Source organism: Streptomyces sp. NPDC006516 (genome assembly GCF_040611875.1).
GTDB lineage: Bacteria > Actinomycetota > Actinomycetes > Streptomycetales > Streptomycetaceae > Streptomyces.
On the sequence record NZ_JBEXPD010000013.1, the window covers coordinates 98,833 to 121,348 of the forward strand.

19 protein-coding genes and 1 pseudogene are annotated in these 22,516 nt (G+C 69.7%); 12 read left to right on the forward strand and 8 right to left on the reverse strand.

What is annotated here, in order from left to right; genetic code table 11:
• Window positions 1–6: 6 nt before the first annotated feature.
• The 3 genes from nth (at window position 7) to ABZY45_RS28385 (ending at window position 3,116) form a co-directional block, all read left to right on the forward strand.
• The gene (gene nth / locus ABZY45_RS28375) at window positions 7–909 is read left to right on the forward strand and encodes an endonuclease III (RefSeq protein WP_356744337.1); all 903 of its coding nucleotides are present in this window, start codon (window positions 7–9) and stop codon (window positions 907–909) included.
• A 172-nt stretch (window positions 910–1,081) separates the two neighbouring features.
• Window positions 1,082–1,819 (forward strand): CoA pyrophosphatase, encoded by a 738-nt coding sequence (locus ABZY45_RS28380; RefSeq protein ID WP_356744339.1) that lies wholly within the window; start codon window positions 1,082–1,084, stop codon window positions 1,817–1,819.
• Window positions 1,820–1,910: 91 nt separating this feature from the next.
• Window positions 1,911–3,116 (forward strand): MarP family serine protease, encoded by a 1,206-nt coding sequence (locus ABZY45_RS28385; RefSeq protein ID WP_356744341.1) that lies wholly within the window; start codon window positions 1,911–1,913, stop codon window positions 3,114–3,116.
• A gap of 260 nt (window positions 3,117–3,376) precedes the next feature.
• Here ABZY45_RS28385 and ABZY45_RS28390 read toward each other — a convergent pair whose 3' ends face one another.
• The 6 genes from ABZY45_RS28390 to ABZY45_RS28415 all read right to left on the reverse strand — a co-directional run bounded on the left by ABZY45_RS28390 (window position 3,377) and on the right by ABZY45_RS28415 (window position 11,735).
• Entirely contained in the window at window positions 3,377–3,589 is a 213-nt protein-coding gene (locus ABZY45_RS28390) for a hypothetical protein (protein ID WP_356744343.1), read from the reverse strand.
• Window positions 3,590–3,693: 104 nt separating this feature from the next.
• Window positions 3,694–4,671, reverse strand: a complete 978-nt coding sequence (locus ABZY45_RS28395) for an alpha/beta hydrolase (protein ID WP_356744345.1) — start codon at window positions 4,669–4,671, stop codon at window positions 3,694–3,696.
• On the reverse strand, window positions 4,668–5,210 hold the full coding sequence (locus ABZY45_RS28400) for a phage holin family protein (RefSeq protein ID WP_356744347.1): 543 nt from the start codon (window positions 5,208–5,210) through the stop codon (window positions 4,668–4,670). The genes ABZY45_RS28395 and ABZY45_RS28400 overlap by 4 nt, the downstream gene beginning before the upstream one ends.
• A gap of 39 nt (window positions 5,211–5,249) precedes the next feature.
• Window positions 5,250–6,653: a Na+/H+ antiporter NhaA gene (nhaA, locus tag ABZY45_RS28405; RefSeq protein WP_356744349.1), complete on the reverse strand. Its 1,404-nt coding sequence runs from the start codon at window positions 6,651–6,653 to the stop codon at window positions 5,250–5,252.
• A 420-nt stretch (window positions 6,654–7,073) separates the two neighbouring features.
• Complete coding sequence (gene acs, locus ABZY45_RS28410; protein WP_356744351.1) at window positions 7,074–9,041, reverse strand: acetate--CoA ligase; 1,968 nt, start codon at window positions 9,039–9,041, stop codon at window positions 7,074–7,076.
• Between the two features lie 186 nt (window positions 9,042–9,227).
• Window positions 9,228–11,735: a SulP family inorganic anion transporter gene (locus ABZY45_RS28415; protein ID WP_356744353.1), complete on the reverse strand. Its 2,508-nt coding sequence runs from the start codon at window positions 11,733–11,735 to the stop codon at window positions 9,228–9,230.
• 299 nt (window positions 11,736–12,034) lie between these two features.
• On the opposite strand from ABZY45_RS28415, the gene ABZY45_RS28420 reads away from it, so the two are divergent.
• A complete protein-coding gene (locus ABZY45_RS28420; RefSeq protein ID WP_356744355.1) occupies window positions 12,035–13,363 on the forward strand; it encodes a hypothetical protein in 1,329 nt (442 codons plus the stop codon).
• 28 nt (window positions 13,364–13,391) lie between these two features.
• On the opposite strand, the gene ABZY45_RS28425 is transcribed toward ABZY45_RS28420, so the two are convergent.
• Entirely contained in the window at window positions 13,392–14,387 is a 996-nt protein-coding gene (locus tag ABZY45_RS28425) for an ATP-binding protein (protein WP_356744357.1), read from the reverse strand.
• A 102-nt stretch (window positions 14,388–14,489) separates the two neighbouring features.
• Here ABZY45_RS28425 and ABZY45_RS28430 point away from each other — a divergent pair, with 102 nt between their 5' ends.
• Window positions 14,490–15,314 carry an oxidoreductase gene (locus tag ABZY45_RS28430; protein ID WP_356744359.1) on the forward strand — a complete coding sequence of 275 codons (825 nt, stop codon included), beginning with the start codon at window positions 14,490–14,492 and terminating at the stop codon, window positions 15,312–15,314.
• Between the two features lie 418 nt (window positions 15,315–15,732).
• Here the strand turns inward: ABZY45_RS28430 and ABZY45_RS28435 are convergent, their stop codons facing one another.
• The gene (locus tag ABZY45_RS28435) at window positions 15,733–16,572 is read right to left on the reverse strand and encodes an HAD-IB family hydrolase (protein WP_356744362.1); all 840 of its coding nucleotides are present in this window, start codon (window positions 16,570–16,572) and stop codon (window positions 15,733–15,735) included.
• A 498-nt stretch (window positions 16,573–17,070) separates the two neighbouring features.
• On the opposite strand from ABZY45_RS28435, the gene ssd reads away from it, so the two are divergent.
• The 7 genes and pseudogenes from ssd to ABZY45_RS28470 form a co-directional block, all read left to right on the forward strand.
• Window positions 17,071–18,213: a septum site-determining protein Ssd gene (gene ssd, locus ABZY45_RS28440; RefSeq protein ID WP_356744364.1), complete on the forward strand. Its 1,143-nt coding sequence runs from the start codon at window positions 17,071–17,073 to the stop codon at window positions 18,211–18,213.
• Entirely contained in the window at window positions 18,210–19,358 is a 1,149-nt protein-coding gene (locus ABZY45_RS28445; RefSeq protein WP_356744366.1) for a TadA family conjugal transfer-associated ATPase, read from the forward strand. Before ssd ends, ABZY45_RS28445 begins: the two co-directional genes overlap by 4 nt.
• A 44-nt stretch (window positions 19,359–19,402) precedes the next feature.
• Window positions 19,403–20,224, forward strand: coding sequence for a type II secretion system F family protein (locus tag ABZY45_RS28450; RefSeq protein ID WP_356744556.1), 822 nt, complete (start codon window positions 19,403–19,405; stop codon window positions 20,222–20,224).
• Complete coding sequence (locus ABZY45_RS28455; RefSeq protein WP_356744368.1) at window positions 20,221–21,033, forward strand: type II secretion system F family protein; 813 nt, start codon at window positions 20,221–20,223, stop codon at window positions 21,031–21,033. The genes ABZY45_RS28450 and ABZY45_RS28455 overlap by 4 nt, the downstream gene beginning before the upstream one ends.
• Window positions 21,034–21,403: 370 nt before the next feature.
• A complete protein-coding gene (locus ABZY45_RS28460; protein WP_356744558.1) occupies window positions 21,404–21,616 on the forward strand; it encodes a DUF4244 domain-containing protein in 213 nt (70 codons plus the stop codon).
• A gap of 97 nt (window positions 21,617–21,713) precedes the next feature.
• Window positions 21,714–22,043, forward strand: a complete 330-nt coding sequence (locus tag ABZY45_RS28465) for a TadE family type IV pilus minor pilin (protein WP_356744370.1) — start codon at window positions 21,714–21,716, stop codon at window positions 22,041–22,043.
• A pseudogene (locus ABZY45_RS28470) lies at window positions 22,040–22,387 on the forward strand (Rv3654c family TadE-like protein); the annotation flags it as partial. The gene ABZY45_RS28465 and the pseudogene ABZY45_RS28470, both read left to right, overlap by 4 nt.
• Window positions 22,388–22,516 lie beyond the last annotated feature (129 nt).

The window sequence follows — 22,516 nt, forward strand, 5'->3', positions numbered from 1 at the left end:
TCCGCTGTGGGCGAACAGGGTGTACGAAGTAGGAAAAAGGGCGCGTCCAGCTCCGCCGGAGCGGCGGTCGGCAAACGCACTTCCGCCGGAGCGGCGGCCGGCAAGTCCACCTCCGCCGGAGCGGCGGCCGGCAGGTCCGCGAAGCCGGAGTCGCATCTCGCGATGGTGCGCCGTGCCCGCCGGATCAACCGTGAGCTCGCCGAGGTCTATCCGTACGCCCACCCCGAGCTGGATTTCCGCAATCCCTTCGAGCTCCTGGTCGCCACGGTCCTCTCCGCCCAGACCACCGACCTGAGGGTCAACCAGACCACCCCCGCCCTCTTCGCCGCGTACCCGACGCCCGAGGACATGGCCGCGGCCGTCCCCGAGAAACTCGAGGAGATCATCCGGCCGACCGGCTTCTTCCGGGCCAAGGCGCGTTCCCTCATGGGCCTGTCGGCCGCCCTGCGGGACGACTTCGGCGGTGAGGTCCCGGGCCGTCTCGCGGACCTGGTGAAGCTGCCCGGGGTGGGCCGCAAGACGGCCAACGTCGTCCTCGGCAACGCGTTCGGGGTGCCCGGCATCACGGTCGACACCCATTTCGGCCGCCTGGTCCGCCGGTGGAAGTGGACCGAGCAGGAGGATCCGGAGAAGGTCGAGGCGGAGGTTGCCGCGATCTTCCCCAAGAGCGAGTGGACGATGCTCTCGCACCGGGTGGTCTTCCACGGCCGCCGCATCTGCCACTCCCGAAAGCCCGCCTGTGGGGCCTGCCCGATCGCCTCGCTCTGCCCCGCCTACGGGGAGGGCGAGACCGATCCAAACAAGGCGAAGAAGCTTCTGAAGTACGAGATGGGCGGCTATCCGGGGCAGCGTCTCAGCCCGCCCCCGGACTACCCGGGCCGTCCCGCCCCGCCCCTGGGAGCCGGGTGAGCGGAGACCGCCCCGGCTCCGGCGGCCCCCGCCCGACGTGGCGCCGGGCCCCGCGCCGGGTACGGAGCGCGTCGCGGGGCACCGGAAGAGCCGGACGGACAACTCCGCCCGCCGTGAAGAGCCGGGCGGAACGAAATGGCGGACGACAGGCGTTGGAACGACGGGGGTGCCCATGACGCACGCACAAAGCACACGGGCCGCGGCCGACGCGGCCACCACAGGAAAAAGCGCCCCGCTGGACAGCGCCATCACCGTCTCCGCCGAAGGGCTGCCCTCCTGGCTGGAGCCGGTCGCCCGGGCGGCACGCACCGTCAGAGCCCAGCAGCTGAGTCGCTTCCTGCCGCCGGAGAACGGCGCCGGACGCCAGTCCGCCGTCCTGGTCCTCTTCGGTGAGGGTGAGCGGGGCCCGGAGCTGCTTTTGATGGAGCGTGCCGGTTCCCTGCGCTCCCACCCCGGCCAGCCGTCCTTCCCAGGAGGTTCCCTCGATCCCGAGGACGGCGACCACACCACCACAGGGCCGCTCAGAGCCGCCCTGCGGGAGGCCGAGGAGGAGACCGGACTCGATCCGAGCGGCGTCCAGCTCTTCGGCGTCCTGCCCCGGCTCTACATCCCGGTGAGCAGCTTCGTCGTCACCCCCGTCCTCGGCTGGTGGCGGACACCGAGCCCCGTGGGAGTCGTCGATCCGGCAGAGACCGCCCGGGTCTTCACGGCCGCCGTGGCGGATCTCACGGATCCGGCCAACCGAGCGACGGCAGTGCACCCCAGCGGCCATCAAGGCCCGGCGTTCCTGGTCGAGTCCGCCTTGGTGTGGGGATTCACAGCCGGCGTGATCGACAGGATTGTGCACTACGCGGGGTGGGAACGCCCCTGGGACAGGACCAGGCAGGTGCCGCTCGACTGGCGCGCATGACAGGCTGACTCCCGTGCTGCGCTGTTCCGGGCCTGGCCCGGACCCCGTCGAACCGGACGGGCCAGGTGACGAATCTGCGAGGCTATAGACGGTGAACGTGCTGGACATCCTGCTGCTCGTCGGCGCCGTGTGGTTCGCGGTCATCGGGTACCGCCAGGGATTCGTCGTCGGCATCCTGTCCGTGATCGGCTTCCTGGGTGGCGGCCTCGTGGCCGTCTACCTGCTGCCGGTCATCTGGGACCAGCTGACCGACGGATCGGAAGTCTCCTCCACCGCCGCCATCGTCGCGGTCGTGATCGTGATCGTGTGCGCCTCCGTGGGCCAGGCCTTCACCACCCATCTCGGCAACAGACTCCGCCGCTACATCACGTGGTCGCCGGCGCGCGCACTGGACGCCACCGGCGGTTCCCTGGTCAACGTGGTGGCCATGCTCCTGGTCGCCTGGCTGATCGGTTCAGCGCTGGCGGGCACGTCCCTCCCGACGCTGGGCAAGGAGGTCCGTAACTCCTCGGTGCTGCTCGGGGTCTCCAGGGTGATGCCCGATCAGGCATCCAACTGGTTCACGGACTTCTCCTCGGTTCTCGCGCAGAACGGCTTCCCGCAGGTCTTCAGCCCGTTCGCCAACGAGCCCATCACCGAGGTCGAGCCCCCTGACCCCGCCCTGGTCGGCAGCCCTGTCGCGGCCCGCGCGAAGAAGTCGATCGTCAAGGTCGTCGGCATGGCGCCGGGTTGCGGCAAGGTCCTCGAAGGCACCGGATTCGTCTTCTCCGACCGTCGCGTGATGACCAACGCCCACGTGGTGGGCGGCGTCGACGAGCCGACCGTCCAGATCGGCGGCGAGGGACGGCTGTACGACGCGAAGGTCGTCCTCTACGACTGGCAGCGGGACATCGCCGTACTGGACGTCCCGGACCTCGACGCCCAGCCGCTGCGTTTCACCGACTCCGACAGCGACGCGGAGAGCGGTGACAGTGCCATCGTCGCCGGGTTCCCCGAGAACGGCGCCTACGACGTACGCTCCGCCCGCATCCGTGGGCGCATCGACGCCAACGGGCCGGACATCTACCACCGGGGCACCGTGCGGCGTGATGTGTACTCGCTGTACGCGACCGTCCGCCAGGGCAATTCCGGCGGCCCCCTGCTCACCCCGGACGGCAAGGTGTACGGAGTGGTGTTCGCCAAGTCGCTCGACGACCCGGACACGGGTTACGCCCTGACGGCGGACGAGATCCGCCAGGACATCGAGCTCGGCAGGTCCAGCGTCCAGCAGGTCGACAGCCAGGGCTGTGCGCTCTGAGGGCTTCTGCCGCATGACGGGCCCGCGGAGCCTTCCGGCCCCGCGGGCTCATGTGGGTGGCGGAGCCTGGCGGCCCCGCGGTCTCACGCGGTTCGCGGTCTGGTGGTGCGACGGGCTCATGCGCGCCCGTTGCGGGCTCGTGCGGCTTCCTGGGCTCGCGAACTGTGTGCGCACGGGAGGCCGGCGGGCCTTGGAGTCCGGGGCCTCTCATGCGGTGTACCGGTCAGCGATTCCAGGATCAACCAGGTCAGGCTGCCGGGTCAGGAGCGGTCGGCGCGGGGATGGCGCAGCCGTGCCGACACCCAGCGGGCCCGGCGGTGGAGGATGCGCGGAATGCCCAACCGCAGCTCATGGAAATCACTCATATCGTGCACCCGGCTCGGAGAGCCGCCCCCCTCGTGACCGCTCGGACCAGCGGGAGCGGTCGAGCGTCGGTTGCGTGCTGCGTCATTGAAGTCGCGCGTCCAGCCCATACCCCGACGTCTGCCCGTGACCCAAGGTCGGTAATCGCGTGCGAGTCAGCCAATTGGCTTATGCGGCAGGCAATTGGCTGTTCGTCGGAAATCTGTGCCCGCGACTACCGATCGGGCTCAGGATCCTTGAGCCAGTTGATGAGTTCGGTCGAGAACCCGACCGGATCCTCCTCGTGGGGGAAGTGGCCGAGACCGTCGAAAAGTCGCCACCGGTACGGTGCCTCGACATACTCACCCGACCCCGCGGAACTGCGCGTCCGGATCGCCGGATCGAGTGATCCGTGGAGATGCAGCGTCGGTACCCGCACGGGCCGCTTCATCCGCCGGTTGAACTGGACGCCGTCGGGGCGGGCGAGCGAGCGGACCATCCAGCGGTAGGGCTCGATCGAGCAGTGCGCGGTCGACGGGATGCACATCGCGCGCCGGTAGACGTCCACGGTCTTGTCGTCGGGGAAGTCGGGGGTACGGGGCCCTGACCAGTCGCGGATCAGCCGGGCCACCAGGGCCGCGTCGTCCGCGACGAGCTGGCGCTCGGGGACCCAGGGCCGCTGGAATCCCCAGACGTGCGAGCCGGCCCGGGACTGTGCGAAGTCGGAGAGCATCGAGGAACGCCAGCGGCGCGGATGCGGCATCGAGGACACCACGAGCCGCCGCACCAGTTTCGGACGCATCACGGCGGCCGTCCAGGCGAGGTACCCGCCCATGTCGTGGCCGACCAGCGCCGCGTCGGGCTCCCCGAGCGAGCGGATGACGCCGGTGACGTCGAGCGCCAGGTTGGCGGGGTCGTACCCCCGGGGCGTACGGTCGCTGCCGCCGACTCCGCGAAGGTCCATCGCGACCGCGCGGTACCCGGCATCCGCCAGGGCGGTCAGCTGATGGCGCCAGGTCCACCAGAACTGCGGGAAACCGTGCAACAGCAGCACCAGCGGCCCGTCGCCCATTTCGGCGATGTGGAACCGCGCGCCGTTGGCTGCCACGTCGCGGTGGGTCCAGGGCCCGTCCAGGCGGACGGGGCCGCCGGAACCGGCCGCCGGTCCCAACGGCCCTACCGGGCCGGATGCGCTGTAATCAAGGTCGGTCATGTGGATGAGCGTGTCACAGAGACCGCCTTGTCCTGGACAGGGCGGTTCTCGATGGCCTTGTCCGCGAGTGAGCTGCCCTGTGCCCGCTCGATCGTGACAGCGGTGACGGCCGGGCGGGGGTGCGGCTTGACGCCCTGAAGGACCGCGGCGCTCTGCTTGGCCGAGGCGATGGACTTCTCCGGCGGCTTGACCTTCTTGAACTTGGCCAGCCCGAACAGGGCCAGCAGGATGCCCAGCAGGATGAACGCACCGCCCACGATCAGGAACGACCAGGCGAGTCCGAGCCCGAGGTTGTGGATGCCGTACGCGGCCGCGAAGCTCAGCACGGGGATCGCGAACAGGATCAGCACACCTGTGACGATGAACGCCACGCTGCCGATCACGCCGCGCTTCACGTCCTGGCGGACCTCGGCCTTCGCCAGGGCGATCTCGTCATGTACCAGCGCGGACATCTCGGCGGTCGCCGAAGCGAACAACTGTCCGAGACTGCGGTCGGTGCTGCCCGCATAGGTGCCCGTGTAGTTGCCGGGGTCGCTCATCCCTGACTCCCTCTCCTCTTCCGTACATCCGATGTCAGATCATGCCGGACTGTCCGGCTTGCTGCTCGCTGCCCCCGCCCGTTCGGCAAGGCGGCGGTGCTCGGCAGCCTTCCTCTCGTGGATCGCTGCCATCCGCAGGTGGTACTCCGGGTCGTCCTGCTCGTAGATGTCGGGAACCCCGGACGCGTCCGCGTCGAGCTCCTCGGCCGCGTACAGCGCCCTGTATCTGCGTACCCGCAGTTTGAGCAGTACACCGGAGAGTACGGCTGCAATCAGGGAACCGACGAGGACCGCGGCCTTGACCTCGTTGATCATGTCCTCGTCGCCGGCGAAGGCGAGCTCTCCGATGAGCAGGGAAACGGTGAACCCGATACCGGCCAGCGTGGCCACCGCGAAGACGTCCGCCCAGGCCAGATCCTTGTTGAGTCGGGCCCTGGTGAAGCGGGTGACGATCCAGGTGCCGCCGAAGACGCCGATGGTCTTGCCCGCCACCAGACCGAGAACCACCCCGAGCGTCTCGGGCCGCTCGAAAACGCCGGCCAGGGCATCCCCCTTGAGGGTGACACCGGCAGAGAAGAGTGCGAACAACGGAACCGCGACGCCCGCCGACAGAGGACGTACCAGGTGCTCGATGTGTTCGCCCGGGGAGCGCGTCTCGCCTTCGCGCCTGGTGCAGCGCAGCATGAGGCCCATGGCTACACCGGCGATCGTCGCGTGGACGCCGCTGTTGTACATCAGACCCCAGATGACCAGCGCGAGCGGGACGTGGATGTACCAGCCCTTCACCCCGGAACGCAGCAGCACGTAGAACACGGCCAGGCAGGCGAAGGCTCCGCCGAGCGCCAGGAAGTCGATCTCCTCGGTGAAGAAGACGGCGATGATCAGGATGGCGAAGAGGTCGTCCACCACGGCGAGCGTGAGCAGGAAGGCCCTCAGCGCCGCCGGCAGCGAGGTTCCGATGACCGCGAGCACGGCGAGGGCGAAGGCGATGTCGGTGGCGGTGGGGACCGCCCAGCCGTCTGTGGACCCCCCTCCGAGCACTGCGGTCAGCGTGTAGACGAGGGCGGGCACGGCCATGCCGCAGAGCGCCGCGGCAACGGGCAGGGCTGCCGCTCGGGGGTCACGGAGTTCGCCGGCGACCAGTTCACGCTTGAGTTCGACGCCCGCGACGAAGAAGAAGACGGCGAGCAGCCCGTCCGCCGCCCAATGGGCCACCGAGAGGTCGAGTCCCAGCGCCTCGGGGCCGAAGTGGAAGTGGCTGACGGCCGCGTAGCTCGAACCGGCTACGTTCGCCCAGACCAGCGCGGCTACGGCCGCAACCAGCAGGATGACTCCGCCGACCGTCTCGGTACGCAGGGCATCGGCGACGTAGTTCCGCTCGGGCAGGGGCAGTCGGCCGAAGAGAGTGCCGCGGTTGTCGGACGAGGGGGCGGGCGTGGCCACGGGGAGAGACCTCCGGGTCGGGTTACGGCATTGACGGCATGGCGAATTCGCATGCCGACCAGACTTCCCGGCGCCCCTGTGGAGATGTCCTATGTGGTTGTCCCGCCTGGAGGGTCCCGTCAGAGGCGCCCGCCCCGGCCTCCTACCGTGCTGGTGCGCACGTGCCTGTGCGATGTGCCCGTACTGACGGCTCGTCCTACGTGCTCGGCCGCTCTCGCTCCGCATCACGTGCTCCGTCGACGAAACCACCACTCTACCTGGGGTGTCGACACGCTATCCCGATCCGGTGCCCACCGCCCGGTGGCGTGCGGAGCTCGCCGTTGTTCCGGAGTGCGGAGCTTGCCGTTGTTCCCGAGGCGCCCGGAGGGGCATCCGGTCCTGCCGGATGCCCCTCGGTGCCGTGCGGTGGCCGCAGTCGTGTCAGTCCTCGGAGGACGCGGCAGGCAGCTGCGTCTGGATGAGGGACATGACCGAGGAGTCGGTGAGCGTCGTGACATCACCCAGCTCACGGTTCTCGGCGACATCACGCAGCAGACGGCGCATGATCTTGCCCGACCGGGTCTTCGGCAGTTCTGCCACCGGGAGGACCCGCTTGGGCTTCGCGATCGGCCCGAGCGTGGTGCCGACGTGGTTGCGCAGCTCTGCGACGAGCTCGTCGGAGGCGGTGGCGGTGCCGCGCAGTATCACGAAGGCGACGATGGCCTGGCCGGTCGTCTCGTCGTTGGCACCGACCACGGCTGCCTCGGCGACCGCCGGGTGCGACACGAGGGCCGACTCCACCTCGGTGGTCGAGATGTTGTGCCCGGAGACGAGCATGACGTCGTCGACCCGGCCGAGCAGCCAGACGTCGCCGTCCTCGTCCTTCTTGGCGCCGTCGCCGGCGAAGTACTTGCCCTCGAAGCGCGACCAGTAGGTGTCGATGAAGCGCTGGTCGTCGCCCCAGATGGTGCGGAGCATCGACGGCCACGGCTCGGTGAGGACCAGATAACCGCCCCCTCCGTTCGGGACCTCGCGGGCCTCGTCGTCGACGACGGTGGCAGAGATACCGGGCAGCGCCCGCTGCGCCGAACCCGGCTTCGTCTCCGTCACCCCGGGGAGCGGCGAGATCATCATCGCGCCGGTCTCCGTCTGCCACCAGGTGTCCACGATGGGGCACTTGTCGGCGCCGATGTGCTTGCGGTACCACATCCAGGCCTCGGGGTTGATCGGCTCGCCGACCGAACCGAGGACACGCAGCGACGACAGGTCGAACTTGGCGGGGATGTCGTCTCCCCACTTCATGAACGTCCGGATCGCCGTCGGCGCGGTGTAGAGGATCGTGACGCCGTACTTCTGGACGATCTCCCAGAAGCGCCCCTGGTGGGGCGTGTCAGGAGTGCCCTCGTACATCACCTGGGTCGCACCGTTGGCCAGGGGGCCGTAGACGATGTACGAGTGCCCGGTCACCCAGCCGATGTCGGCGGTGCACCAGTACACGTCGGTCTCGGGCTTGAGGTCGAAGACGGCGTGATGGGTGTACGCCGCCTGGGTGAGGTAGCCACCGGAGGTGTGCAGGATGCCCTTGGGCTTACCCGTGGTTCCCGACGTGTAGAGGATGAAGAGAGGCTGCTCGGCCTCGAAGGCCTCGGGGGTGTGTTCCGTCGACTGCCTGGCGGTGATCTCGTGCCACCAGACGTCCCTGCCCTCGGTCCACGCGGTGTCCTGTCCGGTGCGCCGCACCACCAGGACGTGCTCGACGCTGTCGATACGGGAGACCGCGTCGTCCACCGCGGGCTTGAGCGCGGAGGGCTTACCTCGGCGGTAGCCGCCGTCGGAGGTGATGACGACCTTGGCGTCGGCGTCCTGGATGCGGGCGGCGATGGCGTCCGCCGAGAATCCGCCGAAGACCACCGAGTGAGCGGCGCCGATCCGGGCGCACGCCAGCATCGCTACGGCCGCCTCCGGGATCATCGGCAGGTAGACGGCGACCCGGTCTCCCTTGCCGACTCCGAGCTCGGTGAGGGCGTTGGCCGCGCGGGAGACCTCGTCCTTCAGCTCGGCGTAGGTGATCGCGCGGCTGTCGCCGGGCTCGCCCTCGAAGTGGATGGCGACCCGGTCGCCGTTGCCCGCCTCGACGTGGCGGTCCACGCAGTTGTACGCGACGTTGAGTTCGCCGTCCGCGAACCACTTCGCGAAGGGCGGGTTGCTCCAGTCGAGCGTTTCGGTCGGCTCGGTGGCCCAGGTCAGGCGGCGGGCCTGCTCGGCCCAGAAGCCCAGCCGGTCCGCCTTGGCCTGCTCGTACGCCTCCACGGTCACGTTGGCGTTCGCGGCCAGATCGGCAGGCGGTGCGAACCGCCGCTCCTCCTTGAGCAGATTGGCCAGGCTTTCGTTGCTCACGACATCTCCCATTCCCAGGGTGTCCGTTGTGTCCCGGGGGACAGCTCATCAGGCCGCAGGCCAGGTGACAAGTGTCTGCCGGGAATTGGTTTAGACCTGTTCCTCGTGTTACGGAGTCACACGGCCCGCTCCCGCGAGCAGCGGTGTGCGATGCGAGAGCGGGACCACAAGGTCTCACGGACCGGGGGTGTGAGCGGTTCAGGCGCCCACGGGGGAGTCGGCGGTGACGTGCAGGGCCTCGGCGCTGGGAGCGGCACTCCACACCGCCTCGGGAGCGACCCTGGCGAAGACTTCGTCGGGGCCGGTCCCCGAACTGACGCCCTCGGTCAGCAGGTATGCCTGGGCTTCCCCGACATGGAAGTACATACCGTGCAGTTGCAGTGTGCCCGCTGCGAGCCGGCGAGCCACCGCGTCGTGCGCGCGAAGGTGCTCCAACTGCTGGACCACATTGGTCAGACAGAGCTGTTCCACCGCGTCGGCGGGCAGGCGTCCGGCGATGCGGGCCCAGGAGTGATGCTTGGAGCGCATGCGCTCCAGACTCGGGAGGCCGTGCCGCAGCCAGCGCCAGAGCGGTGTCCCGGGAGTCTCCGGCGCGGCCCCCAGCAGGGCCTGCATGGCTCCGCATCCGGAGTGGCCGCAGACGGTGATCGATTCGACCTGCAACACGTCCACCGCGTATTCGATGGCGGCGGCCACCGAGTCGTCGCCCCCCGCATCCCCTCCGGTGCCTGGCGGGGGAACGAGATTGCCGACGTTACGTACGGTGAAGAGGTCGCCGGGGCCGCTTGCCGTGATCATGCTGGTGACCAGGCGGGAGTCGGCACAGGTGAGGAACAGCTGGGAAGGCCGCTGCCCCTCGGCAGCCAGCCGGGCCAGTTCTTCCCGGACCAGCGGCGCGGTGGTGCGCTGGAACGAGCTGAGGCCGCTGAGGAGTCGATGGGCGCCCTGTCGCTCACCCATGGAGCCCGCCACCGTGACAGGGGCCGTCGGTGCCACGGTGTGAGAGGCGGGGCCGGCGGTGGCCGGGGCGGCGTCCTGCACGCGGTCGTGGCAGTGATGGTTACGCCATGGGGTCCACGGGCGACAGCAGGAATGCGCCGCCGATGCGGGCTCGGCGATCCGGCCTCCGGAACGTCCCGTGAATTCGATCTGGCCCCCCGCGGCGGTCTGCGCCGCATACCAGTCCTGGATGGCCTCGTAGGCCGCGTGGTCCATGAAGAAGCCGTCCAACTCGACCACGGCGTGTACGCCTTGCGGGAGTCGGCCGAGCACGCGGCTGAGGCGCGGGACGGCCAGGAAGGTCAGCTGCCCGCGAGCGGTCACCAGGTAACGGTCGTCCTGCTCCGTCACCGTGATCCTGGTGCGGGCCAGTCGGTGCAGGGCGACGGCGACCGCCACGACGATGCCGATCGCCACACCCTCGAGCACCCCCACAAGGAGAACGCCGCTGATGGTGGCGCCGTACACCAGGAATTCGCGGTGCCGGTGCACCTTGCGGATGTGGGCGAAGCTGACCATCTGCACGCCGACCACCATCACCAGCGCGGCGAGCGCCGCCAAGGGGATCCATTCCAGGACCGTGACCAGCAGTGCGGCCGCGAGGAGCACCCAGAGGCCGTGCAGCACGGTGGCCGCCCGGCTTTCCGCGCCGGCCCGCACATTCGCGGAACTGCGCACCGCTCCGCCGGAGATGGCCAGCCCTCCGGCCAATCCGGACAGTGCGTTGCCTACGCCCTGAGCGCGCAGTTCCCGGTCGAGGTCCGAGCGCTTGACGGGTGCCGGCGCCTTGCGGCCGTTCCTGGAGGGGGCTGCGGCTCGATCGGCTGCCAGCTTGTCCACGGAGACCGCGGCGAGCAGGGATTCCAGGCTGGCCACGAGCGTGACGGTCAGGACGGCCGCTGCGAGGGCGGCCACGGGGCCCTGCGGCATCTCGGGCAGGGCGTGCGAGTGCCAGGAAGGAAGATCCACCCTGGCGATCCCGGGTGTGGCCACGGCGGCCACAGCCGTCGCTACGGCCACGGCGGCGAGGGCGGCGGGGATTTTGCGCAGCGCCGCTCCCACCCGACCGGGCAGTCGGGGCCACAGCACCAGAAGGGTGATGGTGAGAGCCCCGATGAAGGGTGCCGCCGGGCTGAACTGCTCCAAGTGCGAGGGCAGTGCGAGGACGTTGTCGAGAGCCGAGCTCCGAGGCGCCTCGCCCAGCACGATGTGCAACTGGGCGAGCGCGATGGCCACCCCGATCCCGGCGAGCGTGCCGTGGACGATCGCGGGGCTGACGGCGAGAGCGCTGCGTGCGGCTCTCAGCGATCCCAGCAGAATCTGCAGCAGGCCCGCGCCGATGGTGATGGCGCACGTGGTGCGCCAGCCGTAGATCTGGATCAGCTCGGCCGTGACGACGGTGAGGCCGGCCGACGGGCCGCTCACCTGAAGAGGTGTGCCGCCGAGCAGCCCGGCGACGATGCCGCCGATCGCCGCCGAGACGAGTCCGGCTGCCAGGGGCGCGTCCATGGCGACGGCGAGCCCGAGCGACATGGGGACGGCGATCAGGAAGACGGTGATCGATGCGGAAAGGTCGGCGCCCGAGACGCGGAAACGTCCTCGGCCCGGCGGGGACGGCGGACTGTGCGGCCGCTTGACCCCCGAGGCGCGGGGCGGGCGTGAACTGCGGGGCGAGTGGTCATTGCGGGTTGGGACGCAGGCAGACATGTTCCCGTCTCCTCCGGGGCAGCGCGGTCGCGGTATGTGAGTGACGGCGGCCGTGGTTCACGGCGTGCGGCGGTGGGGTGATACGGCGGGATTTCTCAACTCTCCGTAAACGAATCGTAATGGAGAGTAAAGAAGGGTGTCCATGCTTTCGAGCAAATAGCCCAGTGAGTCACTCTTTGAAGTGAATAAGCAGCTTTTCATCCGGCTTGTCGTACTGGTTCCAGCAGGGCTGCGTGTGACGTTGACCGCGCCGCGTCGGCACTTCAACGCACGACTCCTGCAAGGAAGAGGGTGGACGGATGATGGCCGCCACGAAGCGGATCGCCCTGGGTGCCGTGGTCACGGCGCTGATCGCCGGCCTGGCCGGCTGCTCGGGTCCGGACGCGGGGGTCGCCGGCCCCGGGCCCGGAAAGAAGCAGACCCCTGGCGCGGAGGGGAACTCTCCGGCGGCGGCGCCCAAGGGGGCGGTCAAGCTCATCGGTGACGGTTCCACCGCGTTCACCGGCGCCCAGCCGAAGCTTCCCGCGGTCAAGCGCCTGAAGCCCGGGCAGAAACCGCCGCAGTTCGTGGTGTTCTCCTGGGACGGCGCCGGCGAGGACAGCCAGAAGCTGTTCTCGCACTTCCGCGCGGTCGCCAAGAAGTACGACGCGAAGATGACGTACTTCCTCAGCGGGGTCTACCTCCTGCCGGAGGAGAAGAAGGCACTGTACGACCCCCCGCAGCATTCAGCGGGCCGCTCCGACATCGGCTTCAACGACACCGAGGGGATCCGCGCCACCCTGAAGGAGTTGCGTGCGGCCTGGCTGGACGGAAACGAGATCGGCACCCACTTCAACGGGCACTTCTGCGGGCCGGACGGCGGTGTCGGTACCTGGTCGGTCGAGGAGTGGAAGAGCGAGATCAGCCAGGCGAAGGAGTTCGTGAAGGGCTGGAAGACCAACGCTCCGACGCTCAAGGCGGAGGCTCCGTTGCCCTTCGACTACGACAAGGAACTGATCGGGGCCCGCACACCGTGCCTCGAGGGCCAGAAGAACATGGTCGCGGCAGCGCGGACCATGGGGTTCCGCTACGACTCCAGCGGCGTCGGCAACCAGGTCTGGCCCACGAAGAAGGACGGACTCTGGGATCTTCCCCTGCAGCTCGTCCCGGTGCCGGGACGCGCGTTCGAAACGCTCTCGATGGACTACAACTTCATGTTCAACCAGTCCGGTACGACGACCCAGGGCGACCCGGGCCGCCACACCTACTGGGGCAACCAGATGCGGGACGGTCTGCTCCAGGCGTTCGACCGCGCCTACAACGGCAATCGCGCACCGCTGATCATCGGTAACCACTTCGAATCCTGGAACGGCGGCACCTATATGCGCGCCGTCGAGGAAACGATCAAAACCGTGTGCACCCAGCAGGATGTGCAGTGCGTGTCCTTCCGTCAGCTCGCCGACTGGCTCGACGCACAGGACCCGGCGACGCTCGCCAAGCTCGGGACGCTGAAGGTGGGCCAGGCGCCGAAGCCCGGATGGCCGGCCTTCCTGGCGGGGACGGCTCCGGGCAAGTCGGCGAGCAGCCCTGTGCCTGCCAGGCCGGCGGATCAGCCGGCAGGCCAGGGGGCAGGCAGCGGCGCGGAGTAGGAATCACCCCCGACGCCGCCCGCGGGATTCAGGCCGGCTGGGCTGCGCCCGCTGCGGCGGAGTGCTCGTGCAGGACAAAGGCGGGGTCGACCTGGGCAGCCAGGTCGGCACCCGTCTTCTCGTTGCCCCAGCTTTCCGCGTTCTTCAGGTGGAAGTGCACCATCTGCCGCGTATAGCGCTCCCAGTCGCGCAGTTCGTACGAATCCTCCGCGACGTCCTGCAGGGACTGCAGCGCCATCCGGTTGTCCGCCTCCAGAAGGTCGAAGGGCGCCGGCCGGCCTTTCTCCATCGTCCGTACCCAGTCCGAATGGCCGATGCCGACCAGCAGATCCTCGCCGACCTCGGCGCGCAGGAAGTCGAGGTCGTCCGGGCCGTGCACCTTGTTGCCCACCACCTTCAGAGCGACATCGAAGTCCCGGGCGTACTCCTTGTACTGGCGGTAGACGGAAACGCCCTTCCTGGTCGGTTCGGCCACCAGGAAGGTCATGTCGAAACGGGTGAACATCCCTGACGCGAACGAGTCCGACCCCGCCGTCATGTCGACCACCACGTACTCGTCCGGGCCGTCGACCAGATGGTTGAGGCAGAGCTCGACCGCCCCGACCTTGGAGTGATAGCAGGCAACGCCCAGATCGGACTCGGTGAAGGGACCGGTGGCCATCAGCCGGATGTCGCCGTCGTCGAGACGGACCGGGCGGGCGCAGGCGTCGTAGACCGGGTTGTCCTCACGGACCCGCAGCAGCCGGGACCCCTCGCCGGGAGGCGTGGTCTTGATCATCGTTGCCGCGGACGCGATGCGGGGGTTGCTCCCCCGGAGGTAGTCCTTGATGAGGGGCAGCTGGGCGCCCATGGCCGGCAGTGCGGCGGCTTCCTCCTCGTCGAGACCGAGCGCGGCCCCGAGATGCTGGTTGATGTCGGCGTCCACCGCGATGACATGTGCTTCATTGGCGGCGAGATGGCGGATGAAGAGCGAGGACAGCGTCGTCTTCCCGCTGCCGCCCTTCCCTACGAAAGCGATCTTCATGTTCACCTAGGGTAGCCGCTCCATCGCTCAGCGCTGTCATGGTTCGTGAAAATGACCACTCGTGGGCCGTATTCGTGTGGCGGACGCGTAGCCTCCCTACTTATGAGTACGACTTCCTCGGACCCGCTTGCCGCTCTCGGTGCCCTGCCCGGGGTCGGCGACGCGGTGGACTCCGTGCGCAAGGCTGTGGACCGGGTCTACGGTCACCGGGTCATGCGGCGGCGCAGCAATGAGGTCACCGCGGAGGCCGCCCTGCGCGGCGCCAGGGGTTCCGCGGCGCTCTCGGGCGCCGACTGGAATCTCGAGGAGGTGCGCAGGCGCACTGACTTCAGTGGTGACGGCGAAGCTCGCACCGTGGGTGCCGCGCTGCGGCTCACCGCTGAAGCGGGGCAGCTGCTCTCCATCTGGCGTCAGTCACCGCTTCGTGTTCTGGCTCGGCTGCACCTGGTTGCGGCAGGCGGAGTGACTCCGGACGATGCGGTCGGACGGCCTCGGCTGGCCGGTGAGCGCGTCGACGAGCCGTTGATCGAAGCGCCTCTCCCGAGTGCCGACGAGGTGTCCGGGCGGCTCGAGGGGCTGTCGCGGCTGATCATCGACGGCAGCGCGGCGCCCGCGCTGGTCATGGCCGCCGTCGTGCACGGTGAGCTTCTGGCCCTGCGGCCCTTCGGGTCGCACAACGGCCTGGTGGCCCGGACCGCCGAACGGGTCGTGCTGATCGGCAGTGGCCTCGATCCCAAGTCGATCTGTCCTGCTGAGGTCGGGCATGCCGAGCAGGGCCGAGCTGCATACGTGGCGGCGTTCGAGGGGTATCTCTCGGGGAGCCCGGAGGGCATGGCTGCGTGGATCGCCCATTGCGGGCGCTCGGTGGAACTCGGGGTCAGGGAGTCCACGGCGGTGTGCGAGGCGCTGCAGCGCGGCGCGGCTTGAGGCGGGAGCGCCGCTGGGGGCGCTCGACCGGTCCCGGAAAGGGTTGCGGCGGTACCGTTTCCGGTACCGCCGCTGGCATGTCCGCCCAGTTACCAAGCGTCCTCGATATGTGCCCATCAGGCCGGGGTCGTTGCCCGTCACCTGGTGCGGCTGGCCCGTAATCGACGGGTCGACGTCGCGTGGGTGCTCGGCTTTCATGCTCGGTCCGTGGGGCCATCTGTGCGTGAAAAGGTGATCCTCTCGGATGTCCTTGGTCTCGCGGGCCGTTGCCTCCTTTGTACTCCTGGTCAGGGGGGAGTGGAAGTCCTGGCCACACTTCTTTACTTTTCGGTTCAAACGATACTGATTCGGGCGTCGTCGTGACGGCGCCGACCACGGCTCCCCGCGCCTGTCTGCGGAGAGGATCCCCTGTTGCCTCTCAGAGGATGGCCGCTGCGGAGCGGCGACGGTTGGCGTACCAGACCAGCCCGGCTGTCACGGCAGCCGCACCCAGCGCCGCTGCCGCCACCAATGCCGGTCGTGGCGGCATGGAGAAGGTGGGCAGGCGCTGCTTGAGCCGCACCGGCCGGTCGAAGACGAGAATCGGCCAATCCCGGAGCGTGGCCTCGCGGCGTAGCGTGCGGTCCGGATTGACGGCATGCGGATGGCCGACCGCCTCCAGCATCGGCACGTCGGTGATCGAGTCGCTGTACGCGTAACAACGCGAGAGGTCGTAGCCCTCAGACTCGGCAAGGGCCTTGACTGCCTCCGCCTTGGTCGGCCCGTAGGCGTAGTACTCGATCTCGCCCGTGAAGCAGCCGTCGTCGCCGATGACCATCCTGGTCGCGACGACTCGGTCGGCACCCAGCAGTTCTCCGATGGGTTCGACGACTTCGGCGCCGGAGGTCGAGACGATGACCACGTCGCGCCCGGCTGTGTGATGCTCCTCGATGAGGGTTGCGGCCTCGTCGTAGATGATCGGGTCGATCAGGTCGTGGAGGGTCTCGGCCACGAGCTCCCTGACCTGCTGGACGTTCCAGCCCTTGCAGAGCGCTGAGAGATATTGACGCATCCGCTCCATCTGGTCGTGATCGGCGCCTCCGGCAAGGAACACGAACTGTGTGTACGCGGTGCGCAGTACGGCGCGGCGGTTGATCAGTCCGCCCTGGTAGAAGGACTTGCTGAAGGTGAGCGTCGACGACTTCGCAATGACCGTCTTGTCCAGGTCGAAGAAGGCTGCTGTGCGCGGCGAGAAGCGATTTTCCACAAAGGTGAGCATAGGGGCCCGCCATTCGGCGTAAAGTCCGGTGGGTGGGTTTGCCTGAGAAGACGCTCGGGTACACCATGGAAGTCACGGATCGTTCGCGACCGTGCTAACCCGGTCCGACTCCTCCCCCCCCGAGTCGGCCGTGGGGACGACCCCCGCTCTCCCCCCCGGCGGGGGTCGTCGCATGTCCGGACACATTTTGGCCGCAGCGTGAGGCCTCTGCCGGCCCTCGCTGCCCGGCCCTCCCGTTTCTGTGGGCGGACTCCCTCGATCATGGCTCGTGACGGTGCGTAGCGGAAGGGCTGCGCTCCGAATGTCCCCTGTACGAGCTACCGAGATATTCACAATGCTGCGGTTGTCCACAGTTTTTGAGCAAGATCCACATGTTTTTCCGAGCCGTTGCATGTTGATTCCGCCCGTGAAGTCCGCGGGTTCCGGAATCGCGCATCTCGGATCAGTCCGAGGCCGCGCGCGAAACCGCACTGAAGGGACAGCGAGAAGGGGGCGGAGATGGTGGCTGGATCTTTCGCGGACGTGGGTCTGCCGGGCGCCGATCGGCTGCGTGGCGGGCCGATGATCGTGACCGAGGACGTGGATTTGCTCGATGATCTGCTCAGACTGTGCGCGGCGGCCGGGGCGGTGCCCGAGGTGCATCACGGGCTGCCTGAGGAGAAGGGGCGCTGGGAGCGGGCCCCGCTGATCCTCGTCGGTGACGATGCGGCCCCGCGATGTCAGGGGGCGTCCAGGCGAGGCGGGCTCATGCTCGTCGGAAGGGACGGGGCCGACCCGGACGTGTGGCGGCGTGCCGTCGAGATCGGGGCCGAGTATGTGCTGCGGCTGCCGGATTCCGAAGGGTGGCTGGTCGACCAGATCGCCAATGCGGCTGAAGGTGTGGGCAGGCCGGCGCTCACCGTGGGCGTGGTGGGAGGGCGCGGTGGATCCGGCGCATCCACGCTGGCCTGCGCACTCGCCGTGACGGCGGCCAGGTCGGGCAGGCGGACCATGCTGATCGACGGGGATCCCCTGGGCGGCGGCATCGACGTTCTGCTCGGAGGAGAGGAAGCCGAAGGCTTGCGGTGGCCGGATTTCGCCCGTTCCAAAGGGCGGTTGGGCGGCGGGGCGCTGGAGGAGTCCCTGCCCGCGCTGCATGGCCTGCGAGTTCTCAGCTGGGGCCGGGGCGAGGAGGCGGCCGTCCCACCGCAGGCCATGCAGTCGGTACTGGCCGCAGCGCGTCGGCTCGGCGGAGTGGTGGTGGTGGACCTGCCGCGCCGGTTCGACGACAGCACGGCGGAAGTGCTGGCACAGCTCGACGTCGGGCTGCTGGTCGTGCCCGGCGAGCTGAGGGCGGTCGCGGCGGCCCGGAGGGTGTCGGCGGCAGCCGGCGTGGTCCTGGACGACCTGCGGGTCGTGGCACGGGGCCCTTACACGGCGGGCCTGGACGAACAGTGGGTGGCCCAGGCACTGGGATTGCCTCTAGTGGGCGATCTGCCCCGGGAACCTGGGCTGTCCTCGGCCCAGGAGGGTGGTGAGCCGCCGGGCAGCAACCCTCGGGGTGTTCTGGCCCGCTTCTGCAAGGAGTTCTGGGACCGGGTGGATGTGCCGGACCGCCTCGAGGGCGTCCACGCCCGGCACCCCGGCGGAGGAAGGTCATGACCGACGCATTGCTCGACGCGGTGCGACAGCGGCTGGCCAGCAGCGGTGCCGCGCCGACTCCTGCCGGGGTGGCCGCCGCGCTGAGGGAGCAAGGCCGCCTGCTCGGTGACACCGAAGTACTCGGCGCGGCGAAGGAACTGCGGGGCGAACTGGTCGGCACAGGAGTGCTCGAGAGGCTGCTGGCCGATCCGGCGGTGACCGATGTCCTGGTGTCCGCCCCCGACCGGGTATGGGTGGACCGGGGCACGGGTCTCGAGCTGACCCGGGTCACGTTCCAGGATGCGACGGCCGTACGGAGGCTGGCTCAGAGACTTGCGGCGGTCGCGGGTCGGCGGCTGGACGATGCCCGGCCGTGGGTGGATGCGCGGCTGCCCGACGGGACGCGCATGCACGCCGTCCTGCCGCCGGTTGCCGTGGGCTCGACGTGTCTTTCGCTGCGGGTGGTGCGGCCGAAGGCCTTCACATTGGCAGAGCTCGTCCGGGCCGGGACGTTGCCACCCGGCGGTGACCACCTGCTCAGGGCGCTGGTGCAGGCCCGGGTCTCGTACCTCATCAGTGGGGGAACGGGTGCGGGGAAGACGACGCTGCTGTCGAGTCTGCTGGGCGCGGTAGGCGAGCGCGAGCGCATCGTGCTCGCCGAGGACTCCGCTGAACTGCGACCGGATCACCCCCATGTGGTGCGCCTCGAGTCGCGCCCTGCCAATCAGGAAGGCGCGGGCAGGGTGACCCTGCGCGACCTCGTGCGCCAGGCCCTGCGTATGCGTCCCGACCGGCTGGTGGTTGGTGAGGTTCGGGGCGCTGAGGTGACGGAGCTGCTGGCCGCCTTGAACACCGGGCACGAAGGCGGTTGCGGCACAGTCCATGCCAATGCCGCGGAACACGTGCCTGCCCGCCTGGAGGCCCTGGGGACGGCTGCGGGGCTCGATCGGGCGGCTGTGCACAGTCAGTTGGCGGCTGCGCTCTCTGTGGTGGTCCACCTCGTGCGGGACAGAGACGGGCGACGGCGACTTTCCGAAGTCCATGTCCTCGAGCGGGACTCGGCAGGTCTGGTGGTCACCGTGCCGGCTCTGCGATGGGGTGCGGAGGGGTTCGTGCCGGAGCGGGGCTGGGGGCGCCTCGGGTCGCTGATCGGGCAGCACTCGTGAGCGCGGCGACGCCCGGCGCGCTGGTGCAGACTTCGGCGTGGGTGATGGCGCTCTGCGCCGGACTGGCCGCCGGTATCGCTGTGGCGAGGGAGCCGGGAGCGCGGCGGGCGCGGGCGCTGACGGCGAGGGGGCGGGCGGAGCTTCCTCGAGTGGCGGGACGGGCACGACTCCGCGCCCTGTGTCTTGAGCGGAAGGAATGGCTCTGCGCCCCTGTGGCGGCTCTTCTCGCCGCTCTCGGGGAATCGGTGCTGCCGTTACTCGCAGGAGCCGTGGCGGTTCCGCTGATGCGGCGCTGGATACGGCGCAGGGCGCGGCAGCGTGAGCGTGAGCGCGTTGCCGACGGGGTGACGGCTCTCTGCGCCGCTGTGGTGGGTGAGCTACGGGTCGGTCACGAGCCCGGAGAGGCTCTGCTCACCGCCGGGCGGCACGCCGGGGCGCTGGGGGCTGCCGAGTCCGCGGTGCTGGCGGCAGCTCGCTTCGGAGGGGACGTACCAGCAGCGCTGCTCCAGGCAGCGTCCAGGCCCGGCTTCGAAGGACTCGCGGGGGTGGCAGCCTGCTGGCGGGTGGCAGTGGACGGGGGCGCCGGCCTCGCGGCCGGTCTGACCCGTCTGGAGCACGCGTTGCGGGCTGAGCGGCGCAGCAGGGAGGAGCTCCGCGCCCAGCTGGCCGGTGCCTGGTCGACCGTTGTGGTGCTGGCCTTGCTGCCGGCGGTGGGGCTGGGGCTCGGAGCGGCTCTCGGAGCGGACCCGCTCGGAGTTCTGCTGAACACCCCGGGCGGACTTGTCTGCCTGCTGGCGGGAGGACTCCTGGAAGCTGCTGGGCTGCTCTGGGCATCACGGATCGTGCGGTCGGGGGAGGCCGGATGAACGGGATGGCAGGCCCGGGGGACCAGTTGGGGATGGCAGGTGCGGCCGGTGCGGTGCTCGGCACAGCCGTGTATCTCACTCTCGTGTGGAACGTGCGACGACACGAGCGAGTCATACGGAGACGGGCGGCGCTGCTGTCCGGGTCCCGCTCGCTCGATCCTCGTCCGGAGTGGCCGGCCGTGCGGAGGCCAGGTCTGGTCCGTGCCCGGCGGTGCCTGCCTTCCCTGGCTGCCGGGGCGGCCGGCTGGATCCTTGTCGGCCGATCGGTGGGCTGGGCGGTCGGCCTGGCCGCGGCGTACGCGGTGTGGCGGTGGCAACGCTCCGGAAAGCGAAGCGGAGCGGTTGAACGGGAAGCGGAAGCCGCTCTCGTCGCCCGGCAGTTGCCGCTGGTCGCTGATCTGCTGGCTGCTTGCGTCTCGGCAGGTGCCGGACCGAGGGAGGCGGCGGAGGCGGTCGGAGAATCGGTGGGCGGTCCGGTCGGTGACCAGCTCGCCCGCACGGCGGCGGAGATCCGGCTCGGAGCGGAACCGGCCGCGGCGTGGGCCCGGTTCGGGGAGATACCGGGCGCTGCGCCCCTGGCCCGCTGTCTGGAGCGTGCCGGGTCGACGGGGGCCCCGGCGGCCGAGCCTGTTTCCGGATTGGCCGACGAGATGCGGGCCGAACGGGCGAGCGCGGCGACAGCGCGAGCCCAGCGGGCCGGCGTGTTGATCACCGCACCGGTCGGTCTCTGCTTCCTGCCTGCCTTTCTGGCGGTGGGAGTGGCCCCGGTCGTGATCGGCCTGGCGACCGGCCTGCTGCATCACCGCTGAACGAAGCGGCTGAGGCGGACACCAGCCGGCAAGCGTCGGCCGATGCCCGCCGGTTGGGCGTCCCGATGGCGATGCCGGTGCCAGTGCTGGTGCCCGCCGATGGGTGCTTGCCGGCCCGTGTCCCACAGCAAGTCCACTGCGGTGTCCGACCCGTCGGTCTCCGGCCCGTCGGTGTCCTGGCTCGTCGGTGTCCCGGCCCGTCGGTGTCCTGGCCGTGGGAGGCACCGGCCGGCCGGTGGCTCCACCTGTGCCACAGCTGAGCGGAGCCAGGGCGGGCGCGGGGCGGCAGCGGATTCCGAAATGCAGTTCCGAATCGATGATCGAGACGAAGAAACGTGGGGTCGTGATGGGTGGGAAAGTCGTGGGACGGATGCTGGCTGCGGCATGTCTGGTCTGGCAGGACAGGTTCAGGCAGCGTCTGGGGCGTGGAGCCCTGGACCGGGGTATGACGACGTCCGAGTACGCGGTGGGCACCATCGCCGCCTGTGCGTTCGCAGCGGTGCTCTACAAGGTGGTGACCAGCGGAGCCGTGCTCTCGGCGTTGCAATCGCTGATCAAGGACGCCCTCGATGCGAAATTCTGAGGCCCCGCGGAACTCTGAGGCCCCGCGGAACTCTGAGGCCTCGCGGAACTCTGAGGCTTCGCGGGAGGAACGGGGCCGGAACGGCGACCGGGGGGCGGTGGCCGCGGAGGCTGCGATGGCCCTTCCCGTCCTGGTCGCTTTCGTCCTGGCCCTCGTCTGGGCTCTGGTGGCCGCGGCGGACCAGATCCGCTGTGTGGACGCCGCCCGGGCGGGGGCGCGGGCTGCGGCCCGGTCGGAGCCGGAGGCCATGGTCCGGGCCGCAGCGAGGGAAGCGGCGCCGACCAGGGCTGAGGTGGCTGTGGAGCGGGTGGGCGAGCTGTGGCGGGTGCGGGTCGAGGCACCGACTCCAGGGCCCGGGCCCCTGGCCCTGACGCTGGCCGCTGAGGCGGTCGCGTTGGCCGAGGAGACGGTGGGGGCGGTGCCTTGATCGCGACGCGACGCGGACGGGGGACCGGTGACCAGGGGCTGGCGACGGTCTGGGTGGCCGTCACTACGGCGACGCTCTGTGCGGTCTTCGCGGTGGTGCTGGCTTTCGGCCAGGCCGTGTCTTCCCGCCACAAGGCGGGTGGTGCGGCGGACCTGGCGGCGCTCGCAGCTGCTGACCGCGCGCTCCGCGGCACAGAGGCGGCATGCGAGACGGCGCGCGAGGTTGCCAGGGCCCAGAGTGCGGAAGTGGTCCGGTGCGCGATTCATGGGGAGATCGCCGATGTGACCGCCCGTGTGCGCTTCGGCCCGTACGCACCGGAGGTGCGGTCGAGAGCGGGGCCTCCGGAGACCGAGGTGCCGGGCCCGCCCCGTTCGGCGACACCGGCGCTCACCCGGGCGGGGCCGCTGCGGGGAGGGCACCGTTCGGCCACACCGGCGTCCGCCTGGGTGGGGCCGGTGCCGGGCCTGCCCTGG